This window comes from Streptomyces sp. NPDC006602 (genome assembly GCF_042870385.1).
In the GTDB taxonomy this organism is placed as follows: domain Bacteria; phylum Actinomycetota; class Actinomycetes; order Streptomycetales; family Streptomycetaceae; genus Streptomyces.
In genome coordinates this window covers 20,311-33,386 of record NZ_JBIAHG010000016.1, presented here as the reverse complement: position 1 = coordinate 33,386, position 13,076 = coordinate 20,311, and the positions used below count along the sequence as shown (strand labels likewise).

Sequence of the window (13,076 nt, the reverse complement as noted above, 5' to 3'; positions counted from 1 at the left end):
GTGTCCTACTGTTTGACGCCGCCCGCGGCCAGGCCGCTCTGCCAGTACCGCTGGAGCAGGAGGAAGGCCACGACGAGGGGGAGGATCGAGATCAGCGAGCCGGTCACGACGAGCGCCAGCATGTCGCTGCTGGAGCCGGCCCCGCCGTTCTGGGCCTGGGCGGCCCAGGAGGAGAGCCCGACCGTGATCGGGTACAGGTTCGGGTCGTTGAGCATGATCAGTGGCAGGAAGTAGTTGTTCCAGGTCGCCACGAGGGTGAAGAGCAGGACCGTCACCAGGCCCGGTGCGAGCAGGCGCAGGGCGATGGTGAAGAAGATCCGGGCTTCGCCGGCGCCGTCGATGCGGGCGGCCTCGAGGATGCTGTCGGGGACGGCGTCCTGTGCGTAGACGCGCATGAGGTACAGGCCGAAGGGGTTGACGAGGGAGGGCAGGATGATCGCCCAGGGGGTGTTGACCAGGCCCGCCTTCGCGAAGAGCAGGTAGGTCGGGATCGCCAGGGCGGTGGCCGGGATCATGACGGCGCCGAGGACCAGATTGAAGGCGGCCCGGTCGCCGCGGAAACGGAACTTGGCGAAGCCGTAACCGGCGGCGGCCGCGAGGAGGGCGGCGCCGAGGGAGCTGACGACGGCGTACATGACCGTGTTGAGCAGCCAGTGCACGAAGACCCCGTCGTCCTGGGTGAAGGTCTCCTTGACGTTCGTCAGCAGCTGCGGGGCATGTGAGAACCACAGGCCGAAGCTGTTGAACAGGTCCTGGGTGCTCTTCGTCGAGGCGATCAGCAGCCAGAACAGAGGGAGGAGGAAGTAGGCCAGGACGGCCAGCATGGCGATCGTCAGGGGGGTACTGCGGCGCCGGGAGGAGGACCTGCGCCGACTACGGACGGCAGGCTTGCCGCCCTTCGACGACGTGCTCGCGGTCGCCGGGGGCACGGCTGTTGTCGTCACGGGGTCCTCCTGCGGTTGGCGGTGAGCAGGACGGCGTAGGAGGCGATCACGATGACGAGGCCGAGGAGGAAGGACACCGTGGCCGCGTAGTTGAGTCGTTGGCCGGTGAAGGCGAGGGAGTAGGAGTAGAGGTTGGCGGTGTAGGAGCTGCTGATCACGTCCGGGGCGATGCTCAGCAGCAGCTTCGGCTCGTTGAACAGCTGGAAGCTGCCGATCACCGAGAACAGCAGGGTGAGCGTCAACGCGGGCCGGAGGGCTGGGAGTTTGACGGACCAGGCGACCCGCCAGGCGCCCGCCCCGTCCATCGCGGCCGCCTCGTACAGCTCCTGGGGGATGGTGCGCAGGGCGGCGTACAGGATGATCATGTTGTAGCCGACGAATTCCCACGTCACGATGTTGGCCAGGCTGCCGAGCATCCAGCCTTCGCTGAGGAAGTGGGGGACCGGTAGGTCCAGTTTCCGGCTCAGCTGGGCGAAGGGGCCGAAGTCCGGTCCGTACAGGTAGCCCCACATCAGGGAGGCGACCACGCTGGGCACCGCGTACGGGACGAAGATGCCCAGGCGGATCACCCGGGCCAGCCGCAGCAGCCCGCTGTCGAGTGCCAGGGCGAACAGCAGCGCCAGCACCAGCATCAACGGGACCTGGATCACGAAGAACAGCGCGACCCGTCCGACGCCGTGGATGAGCAGCGGGTCTTTGACGGCCTTGACGTAGTTGTCCAGCCCGACGAACGCCGTTCCCCCGATGAGGCGTTCCTCGAACAGGCTGAGGTACGCGGCATAGCCGAGCGGGGCGAGGAAGAGCAGCAGGAAGAGCACCATGAACGGTGCGACGAACAGCGGCCCTGCCGCACGGCGCCTCCCCTTCGCGGAGCCCGCGGTGGTGACGGCCATGTCAGCTCCCCTTGACGGTGAAGCCCTGGTCCTTGGCGTACGTGGTCAGCCGTGTCTGCCAGGTGCCGAGCGCGCGGACGGTGTCGGTCTTGCCGGCGAGGGACTTGCCGACCGTCTCGGTCCAGTCGGTCGCCGCCTGGTCGAGGAACGGCGGCCACTGGAAGGAGGAGTTGACCGTGGAGCTGATGTCGGCGAACAGCTGGTTGACCTTCTGACCGCCGTAGAACGACGGCGCCTGGCCGACGAACTCGGCGTCCGTGAGCAGGGTCTTGGTGGCGGGGAAGAAGAACTGCTCGGTGGCGAACATCCGGGCGCTGGCCGGGTCGGTGTTGAGGAACTGCGCGAACATCGCCGCCGCGATGGGGTTCTTCGTCGAGCGGATGACCGCGGTGGTCGAGCCGCCCCAGTTGCCCGAGCTGGGCTTGGCCGCGTCCCACTGCGGCAGCGGGGCCGCCCGCCACTTGCCCGCGGTGGCCTTGGCGGAGCCGGACAGGAAGACCGGCCCCCAGGCGGCGGTGATCCAGGTGGCGTACTTGCCCTTGTTGAGGGCGGCGTACCAGGAGTCGGTGAAGTCCGGCTCGACGCCGATGACCCCCTCCTTCGCGAGCCCGCCCCAGTAGTCGCCGAGCTTCCTGGACACCGCGTCGTCGACGCTGATGGCGATGTCGCTCTTGCCGGAGGTGACGTACGGCTTGGCGCCCGCCTGCCACAGCAGACCGTGCCAGGCGGCGACCTGGTTCGCGGCGAGGTTGGTCAGATACGCGTCGGGGTCGGCCTTGTGGAGCTTGCGCGCCGCCGCGGCGAACTCCTCCCACGTGGTGGGCACGTCGATGCCGTGCTTGTCGAAGATGTCCTGCCGGTACAGCATGCCCATCGGGCCGGTGTCCTGCGGGATCGCCCACACCTCGCCCTTGGTGCCGCTGACCTGGCTCCAGGTCCAGTCGACGAACTTCTCCTTGAGTGCGGAGGCACCGTACGGCCGCAGGTCCAGCAGGCTGTCGGTGATCGTGAACGTCGGGATGGCCTGGAACTCGATCTGCACCATGTCCGGGGCGCCGCTGCCGGCCTTCAGCGCGGTACGCAGCTTGGTGTATTGCGGGGTGCCCTGACCGGCGTTGACGACCTTGACCTTGATGGCCGGGTACTTCTTCTCGAAGAGCGCGACCTCCTTTTCGATGTTCGGGACCCAGGTCCAGAACGTCAGCTCGGTCGGCGTCGTCATCGCCTTGTCGATGTCGGCCTGGCCGACCGGCTTGGCGGCGGAGGCGGAGGAGCCGCCGGAGTCGCTGCCGCCGCAGGCGGACAGCGTGGCACTCAGCGTCACGGCTCCCGTCGCGGTGAGGAAGAGCCGACGGCTCATCTGAGAGAGGCTGGGGGTGGAGTTGGATCGGTGCATGGTGAACTCCCGCCAATGGCTGAGGGAATGGCACGCCGAGCGAGGGCGTGCGGAACAAGGGGTGATGAGGGAAAGAGAAGCTGGGACGTGACGGCCAGGACATGGAGGTCGCCTGGCACGGGTGCACGTCCTCGCGGACGTCGCCCGGTGGGCGTTCCACCTGCTACCGAGGTGGAAGCTCCTGGCCGGGGAAAAGCGGGGTGGAGCAGAAAACCGTTGCGGCGAGATTGCTCAGCGGCTGTCGCAAGAAAGAAGTTGATGCGTCAACCGTGTAAAGAGGTGACCGCGAACCGCGTGGTCGGAGAGGAGGCGGTGTGAGCAGAGACCGGTACGGCGGCTTGCCTCGCGATCACCTGCCCGTGGTGAAGACCGTTGCTCGGGCTGGTCTGCCTTCGTCAGTCATGGGCGGATGGACCTCCGCCCGGGGGCGGACTGTGCGGGCCGGCGCTTGACCGAGAGGCGGTACGCCGACCACGACCTGGGGTCATCCGGGTCGGTGGGGGCGCGGTCGAGACGCGGACCACGAGGTCGACCGGTGGGTCGCTCGCCGGCAAGAGGTCTGCCTGCGGGTTCTCGATGGCGTGCACGAGTCGCTTGAGTCCCTCCTGGGCCACAGCGTCGAAGGGCTGCCGCACCGTGGTGAGCGGAGGAGTCACGTAGGCGGCGACGGGGATGTCATCGAAGCCGACGACGCTGACGTCCTCGGGCACACGCCGGCCGGCCTCCGCCAGGGCCCGGATCAGGCCGATCGCCATGTCGTCGTTGGCGGCGAAGACCGCGGTCATCTCCGTGTCGCAGGCGAGTTCGCGGCCCGCCGCGTAGCCGGAGGCGGCCGACCAGTCGCCCTCGACGACGGGCGGTTCGGGACTGCCGTGCGCGGCGAGCGCCGCCCGCCAGCCCTCCAGACGGTCCCGGGCGGCATACCACCGTTGCGGACCTGCAAGGTGGTGGACGGTGCCGTGCCCCAGGTCCAGCAGGTGCTCGGTGGCCGCGCGCGCCATCTGATCGGCGCCGACACCGGCGGCCAAGGCCCTCGGCGCGGGAAGCGGTGGCGCACCGAAGACGAGGACCGGCACGTCGAGCCGGACTGCCAGGTCTCCGTTGTGCCAATCGTCGATCGGTTCTGAGATGACGATGCCGTCCACACCCTGATCGAGGAGTGAGTCCACGGCACCGGCGACTCCCGCCGGGTCGCCTTCCATCGTGTTGACCACACGGAGGGTGTATCCCGTGTCCCGTACGGCGCGCTCAACCCCCATGATCAGCGAGGCGGGCCCGTACAGGGCGGTCCCCAGCGTCACCACGCCGATGGACCGGGTGCGCCCGGAGGCCAGCGCCCGGGCGGCGTTGTTCAGCCGGTAGCCGAGTTCCTCGGCCGCCTCCAGAACGCGTCGGCGCACTTCGGAGGAGACGTACGGCTCGTCGTTGAAGACCCGGGACACCGTCTTCTGCGAGACACCAGCCAGCTGGGCCACGTCCACACTGCGCGGTGCGCCGGAACCTCCGGCCCGTCTTGCCCCTCGCGTCATGGTGTCTCCCGACGATCGTGATCCGAGCCCCCATCATGTCAGCCGGCTTCCGACTGACTGCGCAGCCATGTCTACGCAGTCATAAGGCGTCCGTCAAGAGTCCGGAACACATCCGTAACCTCGTTCGAAGTCAGAGCAGGGCAGGAGGGGAGCGGCCGGACAGCAGGGAGCAGCGTTTCTCGGGCCTGGCGCGGACCGGCTCGGCCGGCCCTGGGGGCTTCCCCCAAGCTGCATACGTCCTGACCTGGATCGGAACAGGACTCGGATCATCGAGTTCTGCACCTGCCCGCCCGAGGGCACAAGGGTCGTCTGCGCCGACGAGCAAGGACCGGTGATCCCCCGCACGTTCCCGTCGGCGCCGAGCCGGGCCGGTCGCGTGCGTACACCGGATCCAGGGACGGAATCGAAGCCCTTGCACGGTGTTCACCAGCTGATTCCGGCGGCCACCGGCAGGTGGTCGCTGCCGGTGGCCGGCAGCACCCACGAACTCTCCGGCTCCACGCCGCGGACCAGGATCTGGTCGATCCGCGCCACCGGGAACTTCGTCGGCCAGGTGAAGCCGAAGCCGTCCCCGGCCGCGTCGTGCACCGACTGTACCTGTGAGGTGATGTCGGCGAACGCGCGGTCGTCCATGGTGCCGTTCAGGTCGCCGAGCAGGACCACCCGCTTGTTCTGCTCGGCGGCGATGGCCTCTCCGAGCGCCTGAGCGCCTCTGTCCCGCGAGTCCGTCCAAAAGCCCGCCCTGGGATTCACGCGTACGGATCCCAGGTGGGCCACATAGACCGTCAGCGGCCCGTGGTCGGCGGCCACCGTGGTGCGCAGCGCCCGGTTGTAGCCCATCTTGATGTCGACCGGCTTGGTGTCCCCCAGCGGCCCGACGTCCTGCTTGATGTCGACCGGCCGGGTGTCCGACAGCGGCAGCTTGCTCCACAGCCCGACTGTGCCCTGGATCGTGTGGTACGGGTACGTCTTCGCCAGCCCCTTCTCGTACGTGCCCCGGGCCTGCTCGGTCATCTCCTGCAGGGCCAGCACGTCCGCCCCGGAGGCGGCCAGGTCGCGGGCGGTGCCGGCCGGGTCGGGGTTGTCGGCGCCGACGTTGTGGCCGGCCACGGTGAGGTCGCTGCCCGGGTGGGACTTGTCGCTGAGCAGCCCGCCGAAGAGGTTCAGCCACACCGTGACCGGCAGCAGCAGCGCGACCACCGCGGAAGCGGAGCGGCGCCACAGCGCCCCGGCCAGCAGCACGGGGATGAACAGGCCGAACCACGGCAGGAAGGTCTCAGCCAGGCTGCCGAGGTTCGCGATCCGGTTCGGGATCTTCGCGTGCAGCAGCATGAGCAGGCCGAGCAGCAGCGCCAGCGGCGCGAGCACCGGGCCGCGCTTCCAGGGCCCCGGCCGGGAGCCGATGCGGATCGCCCGGCGGGTCGGTGTCCGTGCCGATGGTGGGGTCGAAGCCATACCGCCAGTCAAGGCAGCGCGGTGTTGCCGGCACGTATCCGGTTTTCGATATGTCGACGATATGCGCCGGCTCGTAGCCTCGGAGCATGCGTGTGTTGATTGTCGAGGACGAACCGTATCTGGCAGAAGCCGTCCGCGACGGCCTGCGCCTGGAAGCGATCGCGGCGGACATCGCAGGTGACGGCGACACCGCTCTGGAACTGCTGAGCATCAACGCCTACGACATCGCCGTCCTCGACCGCGACATCCCCGGCCCGTCCGGTGACGAGATCGCCAAACGCATCGTCGCCTCCGGCAGCGGCATGCCGATCCTCATGCTCACCGCAGCCGACCGTCTCGACGACAAGGCCTCCGGATTCGGACTCGGCGCCGACGACTACCTCACGAAGCCGTTCGATCTCCAGGAACTCGTGCTCAGGCTCAGAGCACTCGACCGCAGGCGCGCCCACAGCAGGCCGCCTGTGCGAGAGATCGCCGGTCTGCGGCTGGATCCGTTCCGCCGCGAGGTCTACCGCGACGGCCGCTACGTCGCGCTCACCCGGAAACAGTTCGCCGTACTCGAAGTCCTCGTCGCCGCCGAAGGCGGTGTCGTCAGCGCCGAAGAACTCCTGGAGCGGGCGTGGGACGAGAACGCCGACCCGTTCACCAACGCCGTGCGCATCACCGTCTCGGCACTGCGCAAGCGTCTCGGCGAACCCTGGCTGATCGCCACCGTGGCCGGCGTCGGCTACCGCATCGACACGGCCCCCGGCACCGGACGTGAGGGACGAGACCGTGGATAGGCAGCCTGGTTTGAGCGTTCGCGTCAAACTCACCCTCAGCTACGCCGGCTTCCTCATGATCGCCGGCGTCCTGCTGCTCGCGGCGGTGTGGATGTTCCTCCTGCGTTACGTCCCCGATCGTGCGATGCTCATCAACCCCGACGACAAGCCCACGGGTGGTGTTTTCCCCATCCGGTCCGCCCTCCTGAATGTTTTCGCTCCGAGAGCAACCGCAGTACTGGCGTTCCTGCTGGTGTTCGGCCTGGTGGGCGGGTGGATCCTCGCCGGCCGGATGCTCGCCCCGCTGACCCGCGTCACCGACGCCACCCGCCTGGCCACGCACGGATCACTCTCCCACCGGATCCGGCTACCGGGCCGCAGAGACGAGTTCCGCGAACTCGCCGACGCCTTCGACACCATGCTCGCGCGGCTCGAAGCACACGTCGCCGAACAGCGGAGATTCGCGGCCAACGCCTCTCACGAGTTGCGCACCCCGCTGGCGATCTCGCAGGCACTTCTCGACGTGGCCCGCAGCGATCCGAACCGCGACACCGGCGAAATCATCGACCGCCTCCACGCCGTCAACACCCGAGCCATCGACCTCACCGAAGCACTGCTCCTGCTCAGCCGTGCCGACCAGCGGTCCTTCACCCGAGAGCCTGTCGACCTGTCTCTCCTGGCGGAAGAAGCCACCGAAACACTCCTGCCCCTGGCAGAAAAGCGTGGCGTCACCATCGAAACCTCCGGCGACATCACCCCCATGATCGGATCGCAAGCGCTCCTGCTGCAGCTGACCATGAACCTCGTGCAGAACGCGATCGTCCACAACCTGCCTGAACAGGGCACCGTGTGGGTGAATACCGGCGTCCGTCCCAAGACGGTGGTGCTCACTGTCGAGAACACCGGCGAGAAGGTCATCCCACAGCTGGTCTCGACACTCACCGAGCCATTCCAGCGCGGCGCCGAGCGCATACACGCCGACCACGCAGGCGTCGGCCTCGGCCTGGCCATCGTCAAAACCATCACGCAGGCACACGACGGAACCCTCACCCTCGCCCCGCGCTCTGCAGGCGGGATCCGTATCACTGTGGAACTGCCCGCGACGTCCCCGCGCGCCGACAGCTGAAGTGCATCAACCTGGCTTGATGTATCTTCGGTGTATGGGATCTCACCCAGGTGGCGTGGCCGTCACGCCACCGGAGTTCGTCCGGCTGGCTGCGCATCCGCTGCGCTGGCGGCTGCTGACGAAACTCGCTGACGGCGACTATCGGGTCCGTGAACTGGTGGAGCGTGTCGGGGAGCCGCAGAACCTGGTCTCCTATCACCTGCGGCTGCTGCGCGACGCCGGTCTGGTCATGGCCAGGCGTAGCAGCTTCGACGGTCGGGACAGCTACTACCGCCTGGACCTGGAGCGCTGCGGTGAGGCCCTGGCGGCCGGCGCTGCCGCCCTGCACCCGGCGTTGTGCCAGGCCTTCTCACCGCCGCGTCGTCCAGTCGTCCGGGCGCGAGCCCACCGTGTGGCGGTGCTGTTCGTGTGCACCGGCAACAGCGCCCGCTCGCCGATTGCTGAAGCCCTGCTGCGCCACCACACCGCCGGCCGCGTCATCGCGGCCAGTGCGGGCACCCGTCCCAAGCCGCAGGTGCACCCGCATGCTGTCCGGGTGCTGCGTGAGTCGTTCGGCATCGACCTCTCCGGTCGGCATACCCAGCACGTGGACGATCTGGTCGGCCGCCGCTTCGACCATGTGATCACCTTGTGCGACAGGGCTCGCGAGGTCTGCCCGGAGTTCGGCCCGGGGCGGGTCCACTGGAGCATGGCCGACCCGGGCGCAGCCGGCGGCACCGGCCAGGCCGGTTATCAGGCCTTTCAGCACGCGGCGGCCGACATAGACATCCGTATCAAGCACCTGATGCCGGTGCTGAACACCGCCGAGACCGTTGCGAGGTCCGAGCCATGACCACTCACGACGAATATGTCAGTGTCCGCTACCTCGTCGATGACGTGCAGGCCGCCATCGACTTCTACACCACGCACCTTGGTTTCACGCTTCACTCCAGTGCCGTCCCTGCCTTCGCCGACGTGGTCCGTGGCCGGCTGCGGCTGTTGCTGTCGGGTGCGGCGAGCTCGGGTGCCCGCGCTACCCCGAAGGAGGCCGCCGTCCCGGGCGGCAATCGTATCCACCTCACTTACGACGACCTTGATGCCGAGATCGGTCGGCTGCGCAGCGCCGGTGTCTCCTTCCGCAGTGAGGTCGTTGCCGGTCCCGGAGGACGCCAGATCCTGCTGGCCGACCCGGCAGGCAACCTCATCGAGCTGTTCCAGCCCGCCCGCCGGCCCACCGCGCCGGCCGGACCTGATCAGGCGCGACGCTGACCGCTCCCTCACCTCCAGCACGGCGGCGGGCTGCGGGCTGCCGCGCTCGCCGTGCGCGGTGGTGCGTCGCGGGGCCCGTCCGTGTCCTGCGATACAGGTGTCGTAGAGGCGTGCCGGGAGCGTCGGCAAGCTGGACCGGTACCACTGGTTGACTTCCTCCCCGTCGGCCGGTCACCTGACCTGTCCCCGCCACCGCGAAGTCGGCAGCCGCTGGTCGGTTGTCAGCGGGTGCGCGGGGTGACCAGGCCCGATTCGTAGGCGAGAACCACGAGTTGGGCCCGGTCGCGGGCGTGGAGTTTGGTCATGGCCCGGTTGATGTGGGTTTTCGCGGTCATCGGACTGATCACCATGTGGTCGGCGATCTGGTCGTTGGACAGGCCCTGTGCGGCCAGGGCGACCGCTTCGCGTTCGCGGCTGGTCAGTTCCTCGAGTGCGGCACTGGTGGTGGAGAGCGGCTGGGCGACGTACCGGTGGATCAGCTTGCGGGTGATGGACGGGGCGAGTAGAGCGTCGCCGCGGGCGGCTACCCGTACCGCGTGCAGGAGGTCCTCCGGCACGATGTCCTTGACCAGGAACCCGGCGGCGCCGGCGCGTAGCGCGTCGAAGACGTACTCGTCCATGCCGTAGTTGGTCAGCATGACGACGTGCACGCCGGCCAGGGCCGGGTCCGCTGCGATGCGCCGGGTCGCCTCGATGCCGTCCATGACCGGCATCTGGATGTCGATGAGTGCGACGTCGGGCGCATGCTCCTTGATGAGCGCCAAACCCTCCTCGCCGTGGGCGGCTTCGGCCACCACCTCGATGTCGTCCTCGAGGTCGAGCAGCGCGCGGAAGCCGCTGCGGATGAGCGGCTGGTCGTCGACCAGCAGGACACGGATCATGATGTTCGTTCCACGGGTAGTTCGGCTTGGACGGTGAAACCGTGCTCGGTGCGCGGCTGCGCGCGCAGCCGGCCGCCGAGGGCGGTGACGCGTTCGCGCATGCCGAGCAGCCCCAGGCCGGGGACGGGCGCGTCGTCGGGGGTGGCCTTGCCGTCGTCGTCCACCCGGATGGACAGCGCGTCGGTGCGGTATTCGATCCGGACCGCCGCGGTGGTGGCGCAGGCGTGCCGGGCTGTGTTGGTCAGCGCCTCCTGGACGATGCGGTAGGCGGTCCGGCCCACCGCGGTCGGCACGTCGTGCCGTTGCCCTTCTGTCGTCAGCGTCGCCTCCAGGCCCATCGAACGGGCGCGCTCCACCAGTTCCGGTACGTGCTCGAGGCTCTGCGGCGGGGTCGTGTCGTCGTCGCGCAGGGCCTCCAGGGTCGCGCGCAGCTCCCGGGTTGCCTCCCGTCCGGCCGTCTGGATCGCAAGCAGCGTCTCGGGTACCTGTTCGCCGCGCCTGCGGGCTATGTGTACGGCGACCTCGGACTGCACCTTGATGATCGAAATCTGGTGGGTGAGGGAATCGTGCAGCTCCCGCGCGATGTGCAGCCGCTCCTCGTCGGCGCGGTGCCGAGCGGTCTCCTCCCGAGTGCGCTCGGCTTCGTCCGCCCGCCGCTCGGCCTGCCGCAGTGCCTCCCCGGCGGCAACGGCGGCGATCAGCCAGGCGATTTCCAGTACGTTCCGGGCCTGCGCGAACGCCTCGCGGGCCGGCCCGTCGCGGAAGACCAGCGCCGTGAGAGGGAGGACGACGAGGAGAGACACGGATGCCGCCACCGTCAGGGTGCGGTGCCCTGCCCGCACGGCGCCGTACACCGCGACCAGGTACGAGACGGAGAGCACCTCAAAACCCGCCGCCTCGTACCCCAGCGCGCACAGGCCGGTGACAGCCAGCACGGCGATCGGAGCCCTACGACGCGCGATCAGCGTCAGACCGCCCGCTGCCAGCAGCACAGAGCCGAACAGTTCGTGCTTCCCGGCCGGGTGCTGCCCGGACAACCCGGTTCCCAGCAGCAGCGCCGCCACGCTGACGGCAATCGCCCAGTCCATGGCACCGGCCGGGACACGAAAACGCCTTGTGTCCATGCGCGCACCCTAGCCGGACGCCGCTGCGGGCGAGTCCCGCTCGCGGACGAGCGGTCGGCTACCGCACCCGCGGTACTTGGCCGTCGCCTGCCGCATGCGCAGCAGTCGACTGCCATGTCGACGGCAGTCCGAAAAGACTGCACCCGCCGGACGACCAGCGGTGGGGTCGGCAAGCATGCTCAAGGCCCAGCTGAACCGCGGAATACGCCGCGCACAGAGGAGCGGTATACGCCGCGCGCAGAGGAGGAGAGTGGCATGAGCGCAACAGATGTGCTGACGGTGGCCGCCGAGGGCGGAGTCATCGGCGACGGGCGGACGGGGGCCAACCTGGCCCTCGGGGTGGGGCTGATCGGCGTGGCCATTGGCCGGCTGTCGCTGGCCCGCGTCGCCGGCCGTGTCAGTACCGGCAACGCGCGCACCGGCGCCCTGGCGGCCATGGCGGTGGGCCTGGTCGGCACGGCCCTCGCTGCGCTGCATCTGGCCACCTCCAGTGGTGGCCCCGGCACCGGCAACGGGATCGTGGGAGCCATCGTGGCCATCCCCTTGGGGCTGGCCGCCATGGCCCTCGGCCGACGCGCTCTCGCCCGCTCCCGACGCACTGAACGGAGCGCCGACCGCGTCGGACACGAGCGGGGGTCCGGAAGCCGGTGATCGCGCCGATCGCTATGCACTCGTTCGGCTCGCCTGATACTGCCAGGCCGGGCAGGCCAGCGCGTTGACGGCCGCGGAGAACAGCCACGGCAGCCGCTGTGCCACAGGCACCAGCGCTGAGCGAGCCGGGGGAATCCGCGTCGCACCGAGCAGCGCGTGGGTCAGCCAGCGGTAGCGCCGCGTGAGCTGCCGCCACTCCCGCTCGTAGCGCACCAAGTCACCGCTGGTGACGGCCCGGACGGCCGCCGGCGCCTGAGCGAGCGCCAGCGCGATGCCCTCACCGGTCAGCGCATCGACGTAACCGGCGGCATCGCCGACGAGCAGCACTCGCCCGGCGGTGCGCGCGCTCGTGTCCTGGCGGAGCGGGCCCGCCCCGCGCACCGGTCCGGCGTGCCCGGTCCCGGCCAGCCGCTCCCGCAGCTCGGGGAAGGCGGCGAGGTGGTCGTCGAACGACCCGCGGGCGGTGGTGAGCACCGCGACCCCCACGAGGTCGTCGGCCACCGGGGTCACGTAGGCCTCCGCGCATCGTGACCAATGCACCTCGACGTGATCGCTCCAGGGAGCGAGCTCGTAATGACGCCGCAGTCCGTGTCGCGGGCGGGCCCGGCGTGGCCGGTCCAGCCCCAGGGCCCGGCGGATCGGCGAGTGCAGTCCGTCGGCCGCGACGAGGTGGCCGGCACGGGTGCCGTCGACCGACACACCGGCCTCGTCCTGCTCGACACGGTGCGCGGTGCGCTGCTCGACCCGTACGCCGGCGGCGAGCACCATCTCGCGCAGCTCCGCGTGGAGCGTCGTGCGACGTACCCCCCGGCCCGGGCCCGCGGTGAAGTCGGCATCGACCCGGCGCGGTCCGGCGACGTAGCGGATGCCGCGCAGGGCGTGCCCCGGCGGGCGCAGGCCGAGCGCCGCCAAGGCGGTGACGGCACCGGGCATCAGTCCCTCGCCGCACGCCTTGTCGACGGTGCCGGCGCGTTGTTCCCACACGGTGACGTCGAGCCCCGCCCGGGCCGCATGCAGGGCCGTGGCCAGGCCCGCGGGCCCCCCGCCGACGACGAGCAGGTCCATGTG

The 13,076-nt window shown here is 69.5% G+C and carries 13 protein-coding genes; 5 read left to right on the top strand and 8 right to left on the bottom strand.

Annotated elements, in window-relative coordinates; genetic code table 11:
• Positions 1–5 precede the first annotated feature (5 nt).
• The 5 genes from ACFYO2_RS31665 to ACFYO2_RS31645 all read right to left on the bottom strand — a co-directional run bounded on the left by ACFYO2_RS31665 (position 6) and on the right by ACFYO2_RS31645 (position 6,217).
• Positions 6–944: a carbohydrate ABC transporter permease gene (locus tag ACFYO2_RS31665; RefSeq protein WP_388355824.1), complete on the bottom strand. Its 939-nt coding sequence runs from the start codon at positions 942–944 to the stop codon at positions 6–8.
• Positions 941–1,837 (bottom strand): carbohydrate ABC transporter permease, encoded by an 897-nt coding sequence (locus ACFYO2_RS31660; RefSeq protein ID WP_388355822.1) that lies wholly within the window; start codon positions 1,835–1,837, stop codon positions 941–943. The genes ACFYO2_RS31665 and ACFYO2_RS31660 overlap by 4 nt, the downstream gene beginning before the upstream one ends.
• A 1-nt stretch (position 1,838) precedes the next feature.
• Positions 1,839–3,197 carry an ABC transporter substrate-binding protein gene (locus ACFYO2_RS31655; RefSeq protein WP_388355820.1) on the bottom strand — a complete coding sequence of 453 codons (1,359 nt, stop codon included), beginning with the start codon at positions 3,195–3,197 and terminating at the stop codon, positions 1,839–1,841.
• A 431-nt stretch (positions 3,198–3,628) separates the two neighbouring features.
• Entirely contained in the window at positions 3,629–4,714 is a 1,086-nt protein-coding gene (locus tag ACFYO2_RS31650; RefSeq protein ID WP_388356031.1) for a LacI family DNA-binding transcriptional regulator, read from the bottom strand.
• Positions 4,715–5,185: 471 nt separating this feature from the next.
• Positions 5,186–6,217, bottom strand: a complete 1,032-nt coding sequence (locus tag ACFYO2_RS31645) for an endonuclease/exonuclease/phosphatase family protein (protein WP_388355818.1) — start codon at positions 6,215–6,217, stop codon at positions 5,186–5,188.
• Between the two features lie 86 nt (positions 6,218–6,303).
• On the opposite strand from ACFYO2_RS31645, the gene ACFYO2_RS31640 reads away from it, so the two are divergent.
• The 4 genes from ACFYO2_RS31640 to ACFYO2_RS31625 are packed head-to-tail and all read left to right on the top strand — an operon-like array spanning position 6,304 to position 9,352.
• Positions 6,304–6,999 (top strand): response regulator transcription factor, encoded by a 696-nt coding sequence (locus tag ACFYO2_RS31640; RefSeq protein ID WP_388355816.1) that lies wholly within the window; start codon positions 6,304–6,306, stop codon positions 6,997–6,999.
• A 10-nt stretch (positions 7,000–7,009) separates the two neighbouring features.
• Positions 7,010–8,104 (top strand): sensor histidine kinase, encoded by a 1,095-nt coding sequence (locus ACFYO2_RS31635; protein WP_388355814.1) that lies wholly within the window; start codon positions 7,010–7,012, stop codon positions 8,102–8,104.
• Between the two features lie 34 nt (positions 8,105–8,138).
• Positions 8,139–8,936 (top strand): metalloregulator ArsR/SmtB family transcription factor, encoded by a 798-nt coding sequence (locus ACFYO2_RS31630; protein WP_388355812.1) that lies wholly within the window; start codon positions 8,139–8,141, stop codon positions 8,934–8,936.
• On the top strand, positions 8,933–9,352 hold the full coding sequence (locus ACFYO2_RS31625; protein WP_388355811.1) for a VOC family protein: 420 nt from the start codon (positions 8,933–8,935) through the stop codon (positions 9,350–9,352). The genes ACFYO2_RS31630 and ACFYO2_RS31625 overlap by 4 nt, the downstream gene beginning before the upstream one ends.
• Positions 9,353–9,573: 221 nt before the next feature.
• On the opposite strand, the gene ACFYO2_RS31620 is transcribed toward ACFYO2_RS31625, so the two are convergent.
• Positions 9,574–10,233: a response regulator gene (locus ACFYO2_RS31620; protein WP_388355810.1), complete on the bottom strand. Its 660-nt coding sequence runs from the start codon at positions 10,231–10,233 to the stop codon at positions 9,574–9,576.
• Positions 10,230–11,357: a sensor histidine kinase gene (locus tag ACFYO2_RS31615; RefSeq protein WP_388355808.1), complete on the bottom strand. Its 1,128-nt coding sequence runs from the start codon at positions 11,355–11,357 to the stop codon at positions 10,230–10,232. The genes ACFYO2_RS31620 and ACFYO2_RS31615 overlap by 4 nt, the downstream gene beginning before the upstream one ends.
• Positions 11,358–11,612: 255 nt before the next feature.
• Here ACFYO2_RS31615 and ACFYO2_RS31610 point away from each other — a divergent pair, with 255 nt between their 5' ends.
• Positions 11,613–12,008: a DUF6223 family protein gene (locus ACFYO2_RS31610; protein ID WP_388355806.1), complete on the top strand. Its 396-nt coding sequence runs from the start codon at positions 11,613–11,615 to the stop codon at positions 12,006–12,008.
• 12 nt (positions 12,009–12,020) lie between these two features.
• Here the strand turns inward: ACFYO2_RS31610 and ACFYO2_RS31605 are convergent, their stop codons facing one another.
• Complete coding sequence (locus ACFYO2_RS31605) at positions 12,021–13,073, bottom strand: NAD(P)/FAD-dependent oxidoreductase (protein ID WP_388355804.1); 1,053 nt, start codon at positions 13,071–13,073, stop codon at positions 12,021–12,023.
• Positions 13,074–13,076: the final 3 nt, after the last annotated feature.